Annotated in this window: 14 protein-coding genes; 10 read left to right on the plus strand and 4 right to left on the minus strand. The window is 71.4% G+C overall.

Annotated features, from left to right (window positions below):
* Positions 1 to 51 precede the first annotated feature (51 nt).
* Positions 52 to 651: an NAD(P)H:quinone oxidoreductase gene (wrbA, locus tag ABTW72_RS01345; RefSeq protein ID WP_350852679.1), complete on the minus strand. Its 600-nt coding sequence runs from the start codon at positions 649 to 651 to the stop codon at positions 52 to 54.
* 193 nt (positions 652 to 844) lie between these two features.
* Between wrbA and ABTW72_RS01350 the strand changes: the two genes are divergently transcribed.
* Positions 845 to 3673 carry an AfsR/SARP family transcriptional regulator gene (locus tag ABTW72_RS01350; RefSeq protein ID WP_350852682.1) on the plus strand — a complete coding sequence of 943 codons (2829 nt, stop codon included), beginning with the start codon at positions 845 to 847 and terminating at the stop codon, positions 3671 to 3673.
* Between the two features lie 69 nt (positions 3674 to 3742).
* Positions 3743 to 5308 (plus strand): alpha/beta hydrolase, encoded by a 1566-nt coding sequence (locus ABTW72_RS01355; RefSeq protein WP_350852685.1) that lies wholly within the window; start codon positions 3743 to 3745, stop codon positions 5306 to 5308.
* A 120-nt stretch (positions 5309 to 5428) separates the two neighbouring features.
* Here the strand turns inward: ABTW72_RS01355 and ABTW72_RS01360 are convergent, their stop codons facing one another.
* Positions 5429 to 5821 (minus strand): YybH family protein, encoded by a 393-nt coding sequence (locus ABTW72_RS01360; RefSeq protein WP_350852688.1) that lies wholly within the window; start codon positions 5819 to 5821, stop codon positions 5429 to 5431.
* A gap of 346 nt (positions 5822 to 6167) precedes the next feature.
* On the opposite strand from ABTW72_RS01360, the gene ABTW72_RS01365 reads away from it, so the two are divergent.
* A complete protein-coding gene (locus tag ABTW72_RS01365) occupies positions 6168 to 7448 on the plus strand; it encodes an alpha/beta hydrolase-fold protein (protein ID WP_350852691.1) in 1281 nt (426 codons plus the stop codon).
* 61 nt (positions 7449 to 7509) lie between these two features.
* On the opposite strand, the gene ABTW72_RS01370 is transcribed toward ABTW72_RS01365, so the two are convergent.
* Positions 7510 to 8226: an alpha/beta fold hydrolase gene (locus ABTW72_RS01370; RefSeq protein WP_350852694.1), complete on the minus strand. Its 717-nt coding sequence runs from the start codon at positions 8224 to 8226 to the stop codon at positions 7510 to 7512.
* Between the two features lie 110 nt (positions 8227 to 8336).
* Between ABTW72_RS01370 and ABTW72_RS01375 the strand changes: the two genes are divergently transcribed.
* The 4 genes from ABTW72_RS01375 to ABTW72_RS01390 all read left to right on the plus strand — a co-directional run bounded on the left by ABTW72_RS01375 (position 8337) and on the right by ABTW72_RS01390 (position 11585).
* The gene (locus ABTW72_RS01375) at positions 8337 to 9002 is read left to right on the plus strand and encodes a DNA alkylation repair protein (RefSeq protein WP_350852697.1); all 666 of its coding nucleotides are present in this window, start codon (positions 8337 to 8339) and stop codon (positions 9000 to 9002) included.
* A gap of 75 nt (positions 9003 to 9077) precedes the next feature.
* Positions 9078 to 10316 carry an MFS transporter gene (locus tag ABTW72_RS01380; protein ID WP_350852700.1) on the plus strand — a complete coding sequence of 413 codons (1239 nt, stop codon included), beginning with the start codon at positions 9078 to 9080 and terminating at the stop codon, positions 10314 to 10316.
* 200 nt (positions 10317 to 10516) lie between these two features.
* Complete coding sequence (locus ABTW72_RS01385) at positions 10517 to 11287, plus strand: hypothetical protein (protein ID WP_350852702.1); 771 nt, start codon at positions 10517 to 10519, stop codon at positions 11285 to 11287.
* Positions 11288 to 11300: 13 nt separating this feature from the next.
* Positions 11301 to 11585 (plus strand): hypothetical protein, encoded by a 285-nt coding sequence (locus ABTW72_RS01390; protein WP_350852705.1) that lies wholly within the window; start codon positions 11301 to 11303, stop codon positions 11583 to 11585.
* A gap of 228 nt (positions 11586 to 11813) precedes the next feature.
* Here the strand turns inward: ABTW72_RS01390 and murQ are convergent, their stop codons facing one another.
* Positions 11814 to 12707, minus strand: coding sequence for an N-acetylmuramic acid 6-phosphate etherase (gene murQ / locus ABTW72_RS01395; RefSeq protein ID WP_350852707.1), 894 nt, complete (start codon positions 12705 to 12707; stop codon positions 11814 to 11816).
* A 195-nt stretch (positions 12708 to 12902) separates the two neighbouring features.
* On the opposite strand from murQ, the gene ABTW72_RS01400 reads away from it, so the two are divergent.
* Genes ABTW72_RS01400 through ABTW72_RS01410 form a run of 3 tightly spaced genes read left to right on the plus strand, consistent with a single transcriptional unit; the run spans position 12903 to position 18563 of the window.
* Complete coding sequence (locus ABTW72_RS01400) at positions 12903 to 14468, plus strand: sodium:solute symporter (RefSeq protein ID WP_350852710.1); 1566 nt, start codon at positions 12903 to 12905, stop codon at positions 14466 to 14468.
* Positions 14469 to 14479: 11 nt separating this feature from the next.
* Positions 14480 to 15664, plus strand: coding sequence for an anhydro-N-acetylmuramic acid kinase (locus tag ABTW72_RS01405; RefSeq protein WP_350852713.1), 1185 nt, complete (start codon positions 14480 to 14482; stop codon positions 15662 to 15664).
* 25 nt (positions 15665 to 15689) lie between these two features.
* Positions 15690 to 18563, plus strand: coding sequence for an FAD-binding and (Fe-S)-binding domain-containing protein (locus ABTW72_RS01410; RefSeq protein ID WP_350852716.1), 2874 nt, complete (start codon positions 15690 to 15692; stop codon positions 18561 to 18563).
* Positions 18564 to 18589 lie beyond the last annotated feature (26 nt).

The following is an 18589-nucleotide window of genomic DNA, read 5'->3' on the forward strand; positions in this document are numbered from 1 at the left end:
CCCAGCTGGGCACCCGCGTCGACGCGGGCGTGCGTTGCGGCGCCAGCGCGCTCAGGCGCTGAGCTTCCCGGCGATCTTGACGACCCGCTCGGCCATGTGGTCGAGGGCAGCGAACTGGGCATCGCCCAGCGGGGCGTCGTTGCCTCCGCCGGTGACATGCGAGACGCCGTACGGGTTGCCGTCGGCGAACTTCAGCGGGTCGGTGTAGCCCGGGGCGACCACCAGACCGCCGAAGTGGTGGACGGTGTTGTAGAGCGCCAGAAGGGTCGACTCCTGGCCGCCGTGCGCGGTCATGGATGCGGTGAAGCCGGCGTACACCTTGTCGGCGAGCAGGCCCTGCGCCCACTGCGGGCCGAGGGTGTCGATGAACTGCTTGAGCTGGCTGGCCACGTTGCCGTAACGGGTGGGCGTGCCGAACAGCACAGCGTCCGCCCAGACGACGTCGTCGGCGGTCGCCTTCGGCTCGTTCTTCGTGGCGTCGAAGTGCTGGCTCCAGGCGGCGTTGGAGGCGATGGCCTCGGCCGGGGCGAGCTCCGGAACCTGACGCAGCCGCACCTCGGCGCCCGCCTTCTCGCCGGCCTCGGCGAGGCGCTTGGCCATGGCGTGGAGGGTTCCGGTGGACGAGTAGTAGATGACGGCGAGCTTGGTCATCGGAGGTATCCTTCCCAAAGTAGTTGCCGCTGATAAATTTGCGGCCGCAACAATCTCGACTGTAGCAGGCACCCCCGCGGCACCCAACGTCCTGACCATGCCCACCTGCGTGACGGAGCACACCAGAAGACGGGCGCGGGCCACGGCCGTCCAGCCGATGAGGCGGAACGCTTCGGGCCCCTACGATGAGGCGATGGACCCCGCTGGGACGCCACCGGCGGCGCGGTACCAACTGCTCGGGCCGGTCGAGGTGCGCTCGGCCCGCGGGGAACGACTTGCCCTCGGCACGCCGATGCAGGTACGCCTCCTGGCCGTGCTGATGTCACAGCCGGGCACCGGGTGGTCCATCGACCAACTCGTCGACGAGCTGTGGCAGGGGCGCCCACCGAAGACGGCAGCCGGCAACGTGAAGACCTATGTCTGGGCGTTGCGCCGGGCGCTGCGCTCCCCCGGCTTCCCCGACCCCGCCATCCTCGCCGGGCCCACCGGCTACCGCCTCGCCCTGGACGGGCTGACGGTGGACAGCGTGGCCTTCGACGACCTGGCCCAGCGCGGGTACTCCGCGCTGCGGCAGGGTCACTGGTCAGCCGCCCAGGAGTCGTTCGAGGCCGCGTTGGCGCTCTGGCGTGGGGAGCCGTTCGCGGGCCTCCCCGGCTGGGGGGTGTTGCTCTCCGTCCGAGCGCGGCTCCAGGAGCAGCGGTCGAGCCTGGCGGAAGAGGTCGCGGACCTCCATCTGCGCGCCGGACGGCATCACGAGCTGATCGAACCGCTGCGGAGCCAGGTCGACGACGATCCGCTGCGCGAGCGCCCATGGGGGCAACTGATGGTGGCCCTGGCGCGGACCGGCCGGCGTGCCGACGCGCTGGCGACGTACCGGCAGCTCCGCCACCTCCTCGCCGAGGAGGTGGGAGTCGAGCCCGGCCCTGACCTCCAACACCTGCACACCCGCATCCTGCGGGCGGAGCGGGAGCTGTTGACATCCGATCCCCGGCCGCCGGAAAGAAGCGCGCCGCGAATCGTCCCCCGGCAGCTGCCGGCCCCACCGACGGTGTTCACCGGCCGGGCCGCGGAGCTGGCCCGGCTCACCACGCTGCTGCTCGGTGACTCCCGCTCGGCCAGCACCGTCGTCATCACCGGTACGGGCGGCGTCGGAAAGAGTTGGCTGGCGTTGCGCTGGGCGCATGACAACCTGCGGCACTTCCCCGACGGGCAGCTCCACGTCGACCTGGGTGGATTCGGCACCGCCACGCAGGAGGCGTCGCCCTCGGCCGTCGTCGTACGCTCACTCCTGCCCGCCCTGGGTGTGAAACCCCTGGAAATCCCCGCCGAGCCGGCGGCCCAGTTCGCCCTGTACCGCAGCCTGACCGCGGACCGACGGCTGCTCGTGCTGCTCGACAACGCCCGCGACGCGGAACAGGTGCGGCCGCTGCTGCCGGGGGCGACAGGCTGCGGTGTGCTCGTGACGAGTCGCCACACCCTGCCCGGCCTGGTCGCCGCCGACGGCGCCCATCCCCTCGCGCTGGATCTGCCCAACGACGACGAAGCGCGCCAACTGCTCGTCCGCCGACTGGGTGCGCAGCGGGCCACCGCCCAGCCGGCAGCGGTGGACGAGCTGATCAGACGTACCGCGCGGTTGCCCCTGGCCCTCTCCATCGTGGCCGCGCGAGCCGCCGCCCGGCCCACGTTTCCGCTCCAGGCCATCGCCGACGACCTGGCGGCGAGCCGGGGCGGGCTCGCCGCCCTGGCCACCGACGATGCCGCCACCGACGTGCGCACCGTGCTCTCCTGGTCGTACCGACTGCTCAGCGCGGACGCGGCGCGACTGTTCCGGCAGATCAGCCTGCACCCCGCCGCCGACGTCAGCGCTGCGGCGGCGGCCAGCCTCGCCGGGGCACCACCGCACCTGATCCGGCCGGCGCTCGACGAGTTGACCCGGTCGAACCTGCTGGCCGAGCCGTCCCCCAACCGCTTCCACTGTCACGATCTGCTCCGCGCCTACGGGGAGGAGTTGACGCACGCGCTCGACCGTCCGGCCGACCGTAGCGCCGTCCGCGCGCGCGTGCTCGACCACTACCTGTGTGTCGCCCGGGACGCGGCGAGGCTGGTCGACCCCGGCTGGCAGCCGCTCGATCCGCCGCCCCCGCCCACCGACGCGTCACCGTCGGCGTTCGCCGACCACCGGGCCGCGCTGGCCTGGTTCATCATCGAACAGCGAGTGCTGCTGGCCGCCGTCGACGACGCTGTCGCGCACAGCTTCGACGCCCGGGCCGGGCACCTCGCCCAGGCCCTCACTCCCCTGCTCAGCCGGCTCTCGCAGTGGCACGACCTGGCCGCCGTGCAGGCCATCGCGGTCACGGTCGCGCACCGTCGCGGTGATCCACGGGCCGAGGCGCTGGCCCACCGGGACCTCGCGCTGGCCCACATCCAGCACCGCCGGTTCGGTGCGGCCCACCATCACCTCCGGCGCGCGATGGCACGGTACGACCAGGCCGGCGACCTCCCCGGGCAGGCCAGCACACACCTGCACCTCGCCTGGCTGTCCGACATCGAGGACGACGCCGGGGCGGCACTGCCGCACGCCAGCCAGGCGCTGGCGCTGGCCAGCAGCACCGACGACCGGCTCGGCGAGGCGGCAGCGCTCAACGCTCTCGGCTGGAGCCACGCGCGGCTGAACGAGCACACCCGCGCCATCACCTTCTGCGAGCAGGCGCTGGCGCGCTACGAGGAGGCCGAGGACCGGCTCGGCGCGGCCCACACCTGGGACAGTCTCGGATTCGCCTATCAGGGCCTCGGGAAGCATCCGACCGCTGCGGACTGCTACCGGCGCGCTCTGGCGCTCTACTCCCACGTCCAGGACCCCTGCGGACGGGCGGACACACTCGTCCGCCTCGGCGACACCCATCAGGCGGTGGGCGACCACGACACCTCGGTCGACCTGTGGCGACAGGCGTTGGCGATCCTCGACCGGGTCGGTCATCCGCAGGCCACGGTGCTGTCCGAGCGGCTTGAGGCGTACCGGTGAATGCCCTGCGCCGAGCGTCTGCGGACCGGCATGGATCCGACGTGGACCGGGCGTCGGCAGGCTGGACGAATGTTGACCACGAAGAGAACCACCTTCCGGCATCCCCGCGGGGTCGCCCGTCGACGCCGGCGGCTCCTCGGTAGCCTCTCGGCCGTCGTCGCGGTCCTCGTCGCCCTCTCGCTCAACGCCCCACCGTCGCTCGCGGGCACCACGCCGACGGCCGGCGGCACCGGGCCCGTCGCCGCGGACGCGACCGGCGGTTGGAACGGTCGGATCGACTGGGAGGCGTGCCCGGAACAGCCCGACGATCCGGGTACGCGGTGCGGCACCCTGCGCCTGCCGGTCGACTGGGCCCGCCCGGGCGGGGAGACCTTCCCGCTGGCCCTGGCCCGGCGACCCGCCACCGATCCGGCCGCCCGCCTCGGTGTCCTGGTCTTCAACCCCGGCGGTCCCGGCCTGTCCGGGGTGGACGTGGCATTGACGGCCGCCAGCCAGCTCGGACCGGACGTGCTGCGCCGCTTCGACGTCGTCGGCTTCGACCCCCGGGGCACGGTCCGTAGCGCACCGGTGCGCTGCTCATCGGAGCTGCTGGGCCAGCATCCCTCACTGACGCCCGCCAACGCGGCGGAGTTCGAGCGACTCCGTACCTACAACCGCCAGTTGCGCGACGACTGCCGCGCCCACAGTGGCCCACTGTTCGACCACCTGGACAGTGCGAGCGTCGCGCGCGACACGGACGCCATCCGGGCCGCACTCGGTGAGCGACAGCTGAGCTTCTACCAGTGGTCCTACGGCACGCTGATCGGGCAGTCCTACGCCGAGCTGTTCCCCGACCGCGTCCGCGCACTGGTCATGGACAGCGTGATGGACCACAGCCAGGGGGTCCGGGAGTACTTCCGCAGCGGGGCGGCCAGTAACGAGGCGCTGTTCCACGAGTTCGCGACCTGGTGCGAGCGGAACTCTGGTTGCGCGCTGCACGGACGTGACGTGCCGGCGCTCTACGACCGGCTGATGCGCCGCGCCGATGCCGGCACGCTGGTCGACGCGGCCACCGGCACCCCGCTGAGCTGGTTCGAGCTGGGGTTCGCGACCTTCGTCAACTTCTTCGACGCGACCTGGGCCGATCTCGCGACCATGCTGCTCGCGCTGGAACGGGGCGAGCCCGCTGCGCTCGCATCCCCGATGGTGCCGGTCGACGGCGACAAGGACCTGACCGAGTACGCGTTACCGGCGTTCTGCCAGGACTGGTCGCTGCCGGTCGACGGGTTCGCCGACTGGAACCGGTACCTCGAACTGTCCCGTGCCGCCGCACCGCACCTGCGGGCCTCCCCGTTGGCCGTCCGCTTCGGCGCGATCTGCCTGGGCTGGACGGCAACCAACCCACAACATCAGCTGCGCGTACGGACGACCGCGCCGTTGCTGGTGCTCAACGGGCGGTACGACCCGGCAACCCCCTACGACGGTGCGCAGCGGGTGGTGCGCCAGCTCGGCAGCCGGGGCCACCTCGTCACCTACGAGGGGTCGGGCCACGCCAGCTACCCACGGACCGAGTGCACCCGTCGTCAGGTGGAGCGGTACCTCATCACCAGAACCACACCGCCGACCGGAGCGAGCTGCCCGGCCGCCCCGGTCTGACGGGTCGACATCGTCACGGTGACGCCCCAGCGCACGGCAGGTAGTGCGACCCATCCGACGGCGTGTCGGTCAGGTCCCCTACCCCGGTGGCTGGGGCGTCGCCACCGCAACCGACTCAGGTCAGGAGCCGTCGGACGGCTCGGCCGGCTGCTGCCCCGGCCAGAACGGCCACTCCTCGAATGAGCGGCACCGTCCGTCGTCGGCGAACCGCATGACCCACAGATCGCGGTACTCCTGCTCGACCGGGTCGCCGTAGCGGACCTCCTGACGCGACACGGCGGTGTCACCCTCGACCGCGACGATCTCCGTGGTCAGCTGGAACACCTCGTCGGGACCCTTGCGCTGCTTCTCCCACATCCGAGCGATGGCCGGCAGACCGACGACGGGCGTCCAGTACGGCCCCTGCTGATAGCTCGCGTCCTCGGTGAAGAGCGTGACCAGCGCTTCCGTGCCCGGGGTCCGCCAGAGCCGCTCGTAGGTGGCAAGCCAATCCTCGACGTGCTTCCTGTCCATGGCCCTCACCCTGCCATCCGAGCGGCGGTCAGCTGGGAAAACCCGCAGGCCGCGGGTGTCGCACGCCTCGAGGCGCGGGCCGGCCTCGGCCCTGGGCACCCTTGACATCGAAAGGGATACCCAGCCACACTCCCGATGCTAATTCGATTTAGCGACCACCCAGGCCCTCACCTCCCAGCACCGGACCAGACCGCGACGAGCGACCACCACAAAGGAGTCTTCGCGCATGAGGGAAACGACCGGAAGACGCAGGTTCCGGCTTGCGATCTCGATTCTCGTGTTCACGGCACTCGGTGCGGGGGCCGTCGTCCCCGCGCCGGCTGCCGCCGCCGGCAGGCCCGCGCCCGTGCCGGGTGTGACGGTCAAGGCGGACCGCAAGTCACCGACCGGATACACGGTCACGTTCGTCTACCGCAATCCGCACGCCACCCAGGTCCGCCTCGCCGGGGATCTGACCCTGCTCGACGTCGACACCGGCACCACGCGCTACCAGCCGGAAGAGTGGCAGCCGGGGCGCTACCACGCGGGCGGCACCGAGTTCCTCCGGGACATGACCCGGGACCCGAAGGGGAACTGGTCGGTCTCGGTCCCGCTGCACGCCGGAGGTCTCAGCTACTGGTACCGGGTCTGGGACCCGACCCAGGGCTGGGAGAACAAGCGCATCTGGGACCCCGCCTCGACGAACCCTCGCCCGCCGGGCGAGTCCTCGTTCCGGGTCAGGAACAACGACGTGCTCGATGCCGTGCACGTGCCGTACGCCAAGAAGCAGAACGACCCGGTGCTGAAGGCGCGTGCGGACTACGAGTTGCCGGTGGCCGACCGCGCGAAGCGAGGAACCGTCCAGTACGTCCCGTACACCACGATCCTGGGCGACAGCGGCCACTACCTCGGCGTCTACCTGCCGCCCAACTACGATGCCAACCGCGCGGAGCCGTACAAGGTCGCGTACCTCGCCCACGGCATCTTCGGCGACGAGACCGACTTCATGGTCCCCGCGAACGTCCCGAACATCCTGGACAACATGACGGCCCGGGGCGAGATCGAGCCGACGGTGGTCGTCACCATGGGCAACCACTTCACGGGCACCAGCCTCGGCTTCGCGTCCTACAATCAGACCAACGCGGCCAACAACCTGGTCCAGACGATCCTGCCCCTCATCGAGAGCGGCTACAACGTCTCGACCGAGCGCTCCGGGCGGGCCTACGCCGGGTTCTCGTACGGTGGGATGACGGGCGGCGTCGTCATCAGGAACTACCCGACCACCTTTGCGTTCTACGGGCACTTCTCCGGCAATCCGTCGCTCACCACCCAGGACTACGACACCATCGCGAACGCGGTCGGGGACGACGACCTCACCGTCTTCCTCGGCAACGGCGTCTTCGAGGGCAACCTCAACGCCCAGAACGCCATCGCGGACAACTTCCGGGCCCGGGGGTACGCCGCCGCGACGACCCAGGTCCCCGGCGCGCACGACGGAATGACGGCGGGCCAGCTGTTCACGATCTTCGCGCGGGATCACCTGTGGTCGGGGGTCGACTCCGTGTCGGTGCCGGTGCACGTCGCCTACTCGGGCGACCCGGTCCACGCCCCCACCGCGGCGGTCCACCAGCAGCTGCGGGTTCGCTAGCCAGCGGGGGTGGGCCGGCGACCCTCGTCGTCGGCCCACCGTCAGCTGTCCGTCCGGCCCGTCAGCTCACGCCCCGGACCGCCTCGATGATCGTCTCGGCGACCTCGCCCGGCCGGGCCACCGCCATCGCGTGCGAGCCGCCGACGACCTCGCGCTGCCCCCGGGGGTTGGCCCGCTCGGCCATGAACCGGTGCACCTCGGCGGGGATGTTCTTGTCAGCGTCCCCGAACACGAACCAACTGGGCAGTGATCGCCAGGCGGGGTCGCCGGTGAGCTTGCCACCCAGGCCCTCGTCGACAGTGATCGGCCGCTGGGTCCGGGCCATCAGCGCGGCCATGTCGTCCGTCGCGTCCGCGCAGAACTGCGCGTGGTACTGGTCCTGGCCGATCGCCACCTCGTTGCCGCCGGTCGACACCGGGTACTGCACCAGCGTGTCGGCTAGCGTGCTGCCGGGGAACTTCGCGGACAACGTCATCGCCGACTCACCGGTGTCCGGCGCGAAGGCGTTGACGTACACGAGGGCCCGCACCGAAGTGTCGCCGGCAGCGGCCTGCGTGATCACCATGCCGCCGTACGAGTGGCCGACGAGGACGACAGGACCGCCGATCCCGCGGACGACATCCCGCACGTACGCGGCGTCGCCTGCCACGCTCCGCAGCGGGTTCGCGACGGCCACCGAGTCGTACCCGGCGCCCAGCCGCTCGAGCACACCGTTCCAGCTCGCCGACTCGGCGAACGCGCCGTGCACGAGCACGATGGTGGGCTGTGGATCAGGCATGATTGGTGCCCCCTCACTCCGTGAAGCTGTTCACCGCCGGTCGCACTGGTACGCCTGGATACCCGTCACGCGAGTGTGAAACGTACGGTCCCGATGGGCAGGAGGCTGCGATGGCTACGACGACGCTGGCCGAGGTGACGGCCGAGCTGGCCCAGCTGGAGGACCCGAAGACACGCGAGGTGAACGCCAGGCACGGTGACGATCATGGTGTGAATCTCGGCGCGCTTCGGGCGCTGGCGAAGCGACTGAAGACGCAGCACGACCTCGCGCGCCAACTCTGGGCGACGGGCGGGGCCTCGGCGCGGCTGCTGGCAATCCTGATCTGCCGCCCCAGGGCGTTCGAGCGGGACGAGTTGGACGTCATGGTGCGTGAGGCGCGCGCCCCGAAGGTGCACGACTGGCTCGTGAACTACGTGGTGAAGAAGAGCCCGCATTCCGAAGAGCTGCGGCTGACCTGGTTGGCCGACGCGGATCCCGTGGTCGCGAGTGCCGGCTGGGCGCTGACCACCGAGCGTGTGACGAAGAAGCCCGAGAGTCTCGACCTCCCGGGACTGCTCGATGTGATCGAGACCGAGATGAAGGACGCGCCGGATCGCCTGCAGTGGGCGATGAACCACTGCCTGGCGCAGATCGGCATCGAGCACGCCGAGCACCGCGCGCGGGCGATCGACATCGGCGAACGCCTCGAGGTGCTGAAGGACTACCCCACCTCCCCCGGCTGCACGTCTCCGTTCGCGCCCACCTGGATCAGCGAGATGGTGCGCCGGGCGCGATAGGCAGCGAATTGTCTGTCGATCCCGCATCGACGGGGTCGACGTCGTCTCCCACGCGCCCCTATAGTGAGTTCCATTATGGGACTTACTGCATTCTGGCGGTGGTGGGTCGCCGGCACGACCAGCCAACTCGGCTCGGCGGTCGGCGCGCTGGCCCTACCGTTGACCGCGTTGACAGTGCTCCACGCGTCGGCCTTCGAGATGGGTCTGATCACGGCGGCGGGCTATCTGGCGTACCTGCTGATCAGCCTGCCGGCGGGCGTGATCGTGCAGCGCATGCCGCTGCGCGGCATGCAGGTCGCCCTGGATCTGGTCCGGGCCCTCGCCATCGCGTCGGTTCCGCTCGCCTGGTGGTTCGACATGCTGACGGTGGCCCAGTTGATCGCGGTCGCCCTGGTGGTGAGCTTCGCCAACGTGCTGTTCGACGTGGCGAACCAGACCTTCCTGCCGGAGATCGTGCCGGCCGCGCAGTTGCAGGCCCGCAACAGCCTCACCTCCGGCACGCACGCCGCCACCTCGCTGGGCGGGCCATCCCTGGGCGGTCTCGCGGTGCAGCTGCTGGGTGCGGTGCCGACGCTGTTCGTGGACGCCGTCAGCTACCTGCTCTCCGCCGTGCTGCTGCGCACCCTGCCGGCCCGGCGGGTGCAGCGACCGGCCGAGCGGCCGCCGATGATCACGATGATCCGCGAGGGCTGGCACTTCGTGCTCCGGCACCCGATCATCGGACCGGCCATGTGGGACGCCACAGCGACGAACTTCGTCAACGGCGCCATGCTCGCCCTGTTCCCCTTCTACCTGGTGCGTGAGCTGCACGCATCGCCGCTCATGGTCGGGCTGTTGATCGCCGCCGACGGCCTCGGCGCGCTCATCGGCGCGGCGTTGACCACCCGCTTCACCGACCGGTTCGGCACCGCACGCGGCCTGATCATCGCGGCCTTCATCGGTGTGGCCGGCGCGCTCATCATCCCGCTGGGCACCGGCATCGCCGCGTTCCTGGCCTTCGCCGTCGGAAACCTCATCTTCGCGAGTTCCACTGTGGTGCTCAGCGTGACCACCCGCACCTACCGGATGCTCGCCAGCCCACCGGAACTGCTGTCCCGGGTGATCGCCACGGTCAAGTTCGTCTCCTGGGGTGCCATCCCGGTCGGCGGCCTGCTCGCCGGCATCCTGGCCGGGCCACTCGGTGCCCGTACCACCCTGCTGATCTTCGGGGCGCTCACCGTGCTGTCCCCGATCATCTACCTGTCGACGCCGATCCGCCGGCTGCGTGACCTGCCGCTCGACCCCACGCCGACACCCGCCGAGGCTCGGGTGTGACCCGGCCGGGTGCGCTCCCGGTCTGTCCACATCGCCCAGTAGAGACATCGACGGAAGGTGTAGCCCGCGGCCTGCCGGGGCAAGAACCCGCACATGCAGGGAGCGGCAGGGTGCGAGGGGCGACTGCTCGGCCAGCGGCACCGGGCCGGTGAGCCCGTCCGGACAGGGCCGGCGACCCCGCTGCCGACGGCCTCCGTCTGATGCGGCTGAGGCACAGCCTCCCCTCGGTGGCGCTCGGCGCGGTGGCGCTCGGCGCGGCTCTGGGTGCCGACCCCGCCCACGCCGACACCCCATCGCCGTCGCGGCTCCCGCTGGTGGAGGTCGCCACCTCGCCGGAGGGCATCAAGCTTTCGGTGGCCGACGTGGTCACTGTGCCGCCGACCGTCCCTCTACCCCTGCCGACCACGGCCGTCCCCCTGCCCCTGCCCCTACCGTCGACGGAGCCGCTGCACCTGCCGTCGGCCGTTCCGCTGCCGACGCGGTCGGCCAAGCCCTCCACCGCCCGGCCAAGTCGGCCGTCAGGCACCCCGTCGTCGTCGCAGGCCACACGGGCACCCTCCGCCTCGGCTTCCCCGGGAGCACGGGTTGGCACCCGGAAATCGCCGGCACCGTCGACGCGCGCACCGGCGACGGTGACCCGAAGCAGCGCTCGCGGCACCTACGATGGCCGGGCGGCAGAGCAGGCACGGGCGACGATGACCGCCGTCACCGGACAACGGCCCAACCCGCCCGCCCGTCCCGCACCGGGGCCACCGGCGTTCGTGCTGGCGCTGGCGTCCGCACCGACCGGCGTCGGCACCGGCGGCGCTGATCCACCCACGTCGACAGCCGCAGCATCGCCGTCCACCTCGCCGCTGCGCCCAGGGCTCACCGTCACCGCCGTCGACATGCGCGCTACCAGCCGTCCCGTCGAGCGGGGTCCTCCCCCGCCCCAACAACTCCTGATCACCCACTCGCGTCCACGACGTTGATCAGGAGAGGTTCATGGAAATCGCCGTTATCTGGATCCCCGCCCACATCGAGCCGTCGGAGCCCGCCGTCGCGAGGTGTCTCAGCCACCTTCACCGACACTCCTACCGATTCGCAGGAATCATGCGGGCCTCGTGGGAGACCGTCGAGCAGACGATGATCGACGGAGAGGTGGATGTCGTCGTCATCGCCGACTTCGCCCACCTCCCGCCGGATCGGTCCCCCCGGATCGAGCTGGCCAACTCCTCCGGCGGCGTCGCGGACGAGGATCGAACGGTTCCAGACACACAGCTCGACTGACACAACGAAGCGCCCCGTCCGCAGTGGACGGGGCGCTTCGGGCACGCGCCGGCAACTGGCCGGCCGCGTGCGCAATGGCTGGACCGCCATGTCGATGTGCTGTTGAGCGATATACCTCAGCGGTATAACTATGACTCTGAGGTATATCTCTCAACATGGCATCCGCTCCGGCCGAGGTGACCAACGGTCACCGCCGACCGCCGGCTGCGCCCACCGCGACCGCATGGGTCAGGCCGCGACGGCCGCCCGGACGTCGTCGTCGGCAGCGCGCAGCCGGGCCGCGGCCTCCTCGGCGGTGCAGTTCGCCAGCAGCAGCACGATGGCCGTCTTGGCGTGCCCGTGCGCCGCCACGAGCGCCCGCGCGGCCGTGTCGAGGTCGGTGTCGGCGGCCTCGGCGACGATCCGCCGCGCCCGGTCGACGAGCTTCTCGTTTGTGGCGTTCATGTCCACCATCAGATTGCCGTAGACCTTGCCGAGCCGGGCCATCGTGGCGGTGGAGAGCATGTTGCAGACCAGCTTCTCGGCGGTGCCGGCCTTGAGCCGGGTGGAGCCGGTGAGCACCTCGGGGCCGGTGGGCACCTCGATGGCGACGTCGGCGTGCCGGCTGGTCACCGCGTCGGTGTTGCAGGCCACCGAGACGGTCGCCGCGCCGATGGCGCGAGCGTGATCCAACCCACCCACCACGTATGGGGTACGGCCGCTGGCGGCGAGCCCGACCACCGTGTCGCGGGCGGTCAGGCCGACGGCGTCGAGGTCGGCGACGGCGCGCGTCGGGTCGTCCTCCGCGCCCTCGACGGCGACGCCGAAGGCTCGCGCCCCGCCGGCGAGCAGACCGATGACCCGCTCGGGCGTCGTACCGAAGGTGGGTGGGATCTCGACGGCGTCGAGCATGCCGATCCGCCCGCTGGTGCCGGCGCCGAGGTAGATCAGCCGTCCGCCCTGCCGGAGCGACGCCACGATGACGTCGACGGCGGCGGCGATGTCCGGCACGGCCCGGCGGACGGCGTCGGCGACCGTCTGGTCCTCGTCGTTCATCGCGAGAAGCAACTCGGTGGGAGACATCCGGTCGAGGTCGCCGGTCTTGTCGTTGCGGGTCTCGGTGCCGAGGGTGCTGAGGTCCACGGGGTGCTCGTTCCTCTCGCTGGAGTGCAGTCGCCGGCCAGCGGGGAGAGGCCAGGCCGAGGGCGCAGCTGCGAACAGTCCCCGTATCAGCAGGCTGAAACCACAGCGTAACCAGCCCGGACGGGCGGTGGCAAAAAGTTTCGCGTTACTCTCGGCTAACGTCACTTATTGACAACCGCTGGTAGGGAGCGAGCCGTGCGTCAACTCGACCTCGTTGTGATCGTGCTGTACCTCGTGGTGATCGCCTACGTCGGACTACGCCTGTCCGGTAAACAGAAGTCCGCCAAGGACTACTTCGTGGGCGAGGGTCGACTGCCCTGGTGGACCGTCTCGTTCTCCGTGGTCGCCACCGAGACCAGCGTCCTGACCGTGATCAGTGTTCCCGGCGGCGCCTACAGCGGTCAGGGCTTCGGCAACGTCGAGCTGGCCCTGGGTTACGTCATCGGTCGGGTCGTCGTGGCGGCGGTGCTCATCCCGCTCTACAAGCGGGGCGGGTTCGTCAGCGCCTACCAGTACCTCGGTGAGCGGTTTGGCCTGAAACTCCAGGGTCTGGCGTCGGTGACGTTCGTCTTCACCCGCCTGCTCGCCGAGGGTGTACGGCTGTTCGCCTCGGCGATCCCCATCAAGCTCCTTCTCGACGAGTTCGGGCTGAATGTCGGCTACCAGGCCATCATCATCGTCCTGACGCTCATCACGGTGGTCTACACCTACCTCGGCGGCATCAAGGCGGTCATCTGGACCGACGCCATCCAGATGGGGCTGTACCTCGGCGGGGCGATCCTGGCCATCGCGGTGCTCAGCCACGCCGTCGGCTTCGACGGCTACTCGCAGGCGCTGGACGCCGGCAAGTTCCAGCTCTTCGACACCAACTTCGCCCTCGCTCACGTGCTCACCAGCCCGTTCGCCCTGCCGACCGCGATCATCGGTGGCGCGATCTTCGCGATGGCCAGCCACGGTTCGGACCAGCTGATCGTGCAGCGCATCCTGTCCACCCGCACCCTGCGCGAGGGGCAGAAGGCGATGATCTCCTCGGGCATCTTCGTGGTGATCCAGTTCGCGGCGTTCTCCCTGGTCGGCGCGCTGCTGTGGTCGTACAACAAGGGTCAGACCTTCAAGGAACTCGGCCTGGCGAGCAGCGACAACCTCTACCCGAGCTTCATCCTGCACGCCCTGCCGGTGGGCATCTCGGGTCTGCTGGTGGCCGGCATCCTCGGCGCCGCGATGGGCTCTTTGTCCTCGGCGCTGAACTCGATGTCGAACTCCACCGTCGCCGACTTCATCCACAGCTTCTTCCGCAAGGTCCCGTCCGACGACACGATGCTTCGGCTCGCCCGGGTGATGACCCTGGTCTGGGCGGTGCTGATGGCGGTCTTCGCCTGCGCGTTCAGCTCCAGCACCGGAAACGTCTATCTGACCGGTCTGACCATCGCCGGCTACACCTACGGCGCGCTGCTCGGTGCCTTCCTGCTCGGCCGTCTCGTCAAGCGGGCCAATCAGGTCGACGCGGTGATCGCCTTCCTCGTCACCGTTGCGGTGATGACCTACATCGTCCGCTACGTCAAGATCGATGTGACGACGGCCGGAACCACCACCGCCACCGCCATCGCCGCGCAGTGGCTGGTCCCGATCGGCGTCCTGATCACCCTGGTCGTCGGCGCGGTGTCCAGCCGGTTCCACCCGGCCCCGGAGACTCCGTACGACCATGGACGTACCGACGAGGTCGACGACGACGCGGCGGCGGCGCCCGCCGGCCGGGCGTGAAGGAGGACGTGATGCGTGTGATCGGCCTGATGTCCGGAACCTCCTACGACGGCATCGAAGCCGCCGCGGCCGAGTTCGAGCTGAGCGGCGACGCAGTGCGGATGCGACCGCTGGGCCGGCTCAGCCACCCGTACTCCGACGAGTTGCGCACGCAGATCGCCGCGGCCCTGCCGCCCGCGGCGACCACCACCGAGGCGATCTGCGTGCTGGACACCGGCGTCGGCCAGGCCTTCGCCGAGGCCGGCGTGCGGGCCCTCGCCCAGCTGTGCGACGGCGATGCCGACCTGGTCGTCTCGCACGGGCAGACCATGCACCACTGGGTCGAGGCTGGCACGGTTCGGGGAACCCTCCAGCTGGGTCAGCCGGCCTGGATCGCGGAGGCCACCGGCCTTCCGGTCGTGGCCGACCTGCGCAGCCGCGACGTGGCCGCGGGCGGCCAGGGCGCTCCCCTGGTCGCCCTCTTCGACGCGCTGCTGCTGGGTGGCCTGCCCGGCGTCCCGGCCGCGCTGAACCTGGGCGGCATCGCCAACATCACCGTCGTCGCGCCGGACGCGGACCCGCTCGCCTTCGACACCGGGCCGGCGAACGCGCTCCTCGACGCCGCCGCCCGTCACTTCAGCGGGGGCACCGAGGAGTACGACCGGGACGGGCGCGGGGCGGCCGCCGGGCAGGTGAATCCGGAGCTGCTGCGGCGGCTGCTCGACGAGCCGTACTACCGGCTGCCCGGCCCGAAGAGCACCGGGAAAGAGCTGTTCCATCTGCCCTACCTGCTCGCCGCCCTCGCCGACGCGCCCACACCGGGCCCGCAGGACGTGTTGGCCACGCTCACCCGGCTGACGGCGGTCACGGTGGCCGGCGCCTGCCGCGACCACGGCGTCACCCGGCTCGTCGTCTCCGGCGGCGGCGCACACAACCCGACGCTGATGCGCATGATCGCCGAGGAGCTGCCCGACGTCCAGCTGTCCTCCAGCGACGACCTGGGCATCGCGTCGGACGCCAAGGAGGCGCTGGCCTTCGCGCTGCTGGGCTACCTGACCGTGCACGGGCTGCCGGGCACCCTGCCCTCGGGCACCGGCGCGCGGCACGCCTCCGTGCTTGGCAGCATCACCCCCGGCCGGCAGCCGCTGCGGCTGCCGCCCCCGGCCAGCACCGCCCCTACTCGGTTGCTGGTCGTCGCGTCTCCGGTGGCCGACTGACCACCCCTCCCGGGAGGACCCGTCCATGAGACCCGTCGTAGGAGTACCCGCACCGACCGCGGCCGGCGCTCGCGCCCGTGCGGTCGCCGAACTGCTGCGCTCGCGCCTGGATGATCCGAGCCGGGCCAGCGCCGAGCTGCCCCGAAGGCTGGCGGCGGCGCACGACGCCTCGCCGTACCTGTTCGAGCCGCAGGCCGTGGTCCGCGCCGCCTCGGCCGCCGAGGTGGGGGCGCTGATGGCCGGCGCCCGCGAGGCCGGTGTGCCGCTGACCCTGCGCGGCGGCGGCACCAGCCTCGCCGGGCAGGCCGGCGGCGCGGGCGTGCTGGTCGACGTCCGCACCGACTGGCGGCACGCCGAGGTCCTCGACGACGGCCGCCGCATCCGGCTCCAGCCGGGCCTGACGATCCGGCAGGCCAACGCCCGGCTGGCCCGCTACCGACGCCGGCTCGGCCCGGACCCGGCCAGCGAGGCCGCCTGCACGGTGGGTGGCATGGTGGCCAACAATTCCAGCGGGATGACCTGCGGCACCACCGACAACGCGTACCGGACCATGGAGTCGCTGCGCTTCGTGCTCCCGTCCGGCACCGTCGTCGACTCCGGCGCCCGCGACGCCGACGATCGGCTTCGGGCCGACGAGCCCGAGCTGCACGCCGGGCTGCTGCGCCTGCGCGACCGGGTGCGATCGACGCCGGATTCGCGCGCCACCATCGAGCGGCTGTTCGCGATGAAGAACACCATGGGGTACGGGCTGAACTCGCTGCTCGACCACAGCACCCCGGTCGAGATGCTCGCCCACCTGATGATCGGCAGCGAGGGCACGCTCGGCTTCGTGGCCGAGGCAGTCTTCCGTACCGTCGAGATCCACGACCACGCCGCCACCGGTCTGCTGATCCTGCCCGGTCTCACCGACGCCACCGACGCGCTGCCGGCTCTGCTCGCCGCCGGCGCCCGCACCGCCGAACTGCTCGACGCGGCCGCGCTGCGGGTCAGCCAACGCGACCCGGGTGCGAGCCCGGCCCTGCGCGGGCTGACGGTCACCGGCCACGCCGCGCTGCTGGTGGAGTTCGCCGAGGACAGCGCGGAGCAGTTGGCCGCGACGCTGGCCGACGCCCGGCCCGTACTCGACCGGCTGCGGGCCGTCACCGGCACTGAGCTGACCCGCGACCCGCGCGAACGGGCCAACCTCTGGCACTTGCGCAAGGGCCTCTACACCGCCGTCGCCGGGGCCCGCCCGCCCGGCACCACGGCCCTGCTGGAGGATGTCGCGGTGCCGATGCCGCGCCTGACCGGCACCTGCGACGGGCTGATCCGTCTGTTCGACCGGCACGGCTACCCGGACGCGGTGATCTTCGGACACGCCCGGGACGGCAACCTGCACTTCATGCTGACCCAGTCCTTCGACACTCCGGCCGAGATCGACCGCTACGCCCGGTTCACCGACGACATGGTCGACCTGGTGCTCGCCGAGGGCGGGACACTCAAGGCCGAGCACGGCACCGGTCGGGCCATGGCGCCCTTCGTCCGCCGGCAGTACGGCGACGAGCTGTACGACGTGATGCGCGAGCTCAAGCGGTTGTGCGACCCGAGCGGCCTGCTCAACCCCGGGGTACTGCTCAACGACGACCCGACCGTGCACCTGCGGCAGCTCAAGGCCGTCCCGACGGTCGACCCCGAGCTGGACGCCTGCGTCGAGTGTGGATACTGCGAGTCGGTCTGCCCCACCGCCGACGTCACCACCACGCCTCGGCAGCGCATCGTGCTGCAACGGCAGATCGCCCTCGCCACCGTCGCCGGCGACGAGGAGCGCCGCCGGGAGTTGACCGCCGACTACGAGTACGCCGCGGTGGACAGTTGCGCCGCGGACAGCCTCTGCGTCACCGCCTGCCCGGTCGGCATCGACACCGGGGCGGCGATGAAACGGCTGCGCGCCGAGCGGCACAGCCCTCGCGCCCAGCGCACCGCCCGCACTGCCGCGCGGCACTGGAAGGCCGCCGTGACGGGCGTCCGGGTGGGGCTGAGCGCCGCACACGCCGTGCCGACGCCGGTGACCCGGGCCGCCACCGGGGTGATCCGTGGGCTCGGCGCCACCGAACTGATGCCGCTGTGGAGCGACGACATGCCGCGCGCCGGCGCGCCCCGCCCCACCCCGCGCAGCGCGCCGGACGCCCGGGCGGTGTTCTTCGCGGCCTGCGTCGGCAGCCTCTTCGCACCCGAGGACGGCTCGTCCGGCGGAACGGCAGCGGCGTTCCTGCGCCTCTGCGAACTGGCGGGGGTGCCGCTCGTCGTACCGACCGGCACGGCGGGCCTGTGCTGCGGAACGCCGTGGCAGTCCAAGGGTTACCCCGCCGGTCACCGTGAGATGGCCGAGCGGACCCTGGCCGCGCTCTGGGCGGCCAGCGACGAGGGTCGCCTGCCCGTCGTGTGCGACGCGTCATCGTGCACGCACGGGCTGACCCAGCTGACCGCCGCGCTGGCCGAGGAGGACCGGGCACGGTACGGCGCGCTGCGCTTCGTCGACAGCGTGACCTTCACCGCCGAGCACCTCCTGCCGGCGCTGCCGCAGCCCCGGCGACTGGGCTCGCTGGCCCTGCACCCCACCTGCTCCACCGTGCACCTGGGCGGCATCGACGACCTGCGCGCGGTGGCCGGGGCGGTCGCCGACACCGTCACCGTGCCGGACAGTTGGGGGTGCTGCGCCTTCGCCGGTGACCGGGGGCTGCTGCACCCCGAGGTCACGGCCGGCGCCACCGCGGCGCAGGCCGCCGAGATCAATCAGCGCGACCACGACGCGTACGCCTCCTGCAACCGCACCTGCGAGATGGGCATGAGCCGGGCCACCGGCCAGCCGTACCGGCACGTGCTCGAGGTGCTCGTCGAGGCGGTCGAGCCGCCGGCGTAGCCGGTGCCGTACCCATGAGCGCGCCG

The sequence above is a fragment of the Micromonospora sp. NPDC127501 genome (assembly GCF_040302185.1).
Lineage (GTDB): Bacteria > Actinomycetota > Actinomycetes > Mycobacteriales > Micromonosporaceae > Micromonospora.

What these genes read in the sequence shown, in the direction of transcription:
- ABTW72_RS01360 (WP_350852688.1), bottom strand. Translation starts at nt 5,821, where the DNA reads ATGGACAGGAAGCACGTCGAGGATTGGCTTGCCACCTACGAGCGGCTC.
- ABTW72_RS01385 (WP_350852702.1), top strand. Translation starts at nt 10,517, where the DNA reads ATGCGGCTGAGGCACAGCCTCCCCTCGGTGGCGCTCGGCGCGGTGGCG.
- ABTW72_RS01370 (WP_350852694.1), bottom strand. Translation starts at nt 8,226, where the DNA reads ATGCCTGATCCACAGCCCACCATCGTGCTCGTGCACGGCGCGTTCGCC.
- ABTW72_RS01375 (WP_350852697.1), top strand. Translation starts at nt 8,337, where the DNA reads ATGGCTACGACGACGCTGGCCGAGGTGACGGCCGAGCTGGCCCAGCTG.
- ABTW72_RS01350 (WP_350852682.1), top strand. Translation starts at nt 845, where the DNA reads ATGGACCCCGCTGGGACGCCACCGGCGGCGCGGTACCAACTGCTCGGG.
- ABTW72_RS01355 (WP_350852685.1), top strand. Translation starts at nt 3,743, where the DNA reads ATGTTGACCACGAAGAGAACCACCTTCCGGCATCCCCGCGGGGTCGCC.
- wrbA (WP_350852679.1), bottom strand. Translation starts at nt 651, where the DNA reads ATGACCAAGCTCGCCGTCATCTACTACTCGTCCACCGGAACCCTCCAC.
- ABTW72_RS01380 (WP_350852700.1), top strand. Translation starts at nt 9,078, where the DNA reads ATGGGACTTACTGCATTCTGGCGGTGGTGGGTCGCCGGCACGACCAGC.
- ABTW72_RS01390 (WP_350852705.1), top strand. Translation starts at nt 11,301, where the DNA reads ATGGAAATCGCCGTTATCTGGATCCCCGCCCACATCGAGCCGTCGGAG.
- ABTW72_RS01405 (WP_350852713.1), top strand. Translation starts at nt 14,480, where the DNA reads ATGCGTGTGATCGGCCTGATGTCCGGAACCTCCTACGACGGCATCGAA.
- ABTW72_RS01410 (WP_350852716.1), top strand. Translation starts at nt 15,690, where the DNA reads ATGAGACCCGTCGTAGGAGTACCCGCACCGACCGCGGCCGGCGCTCGC.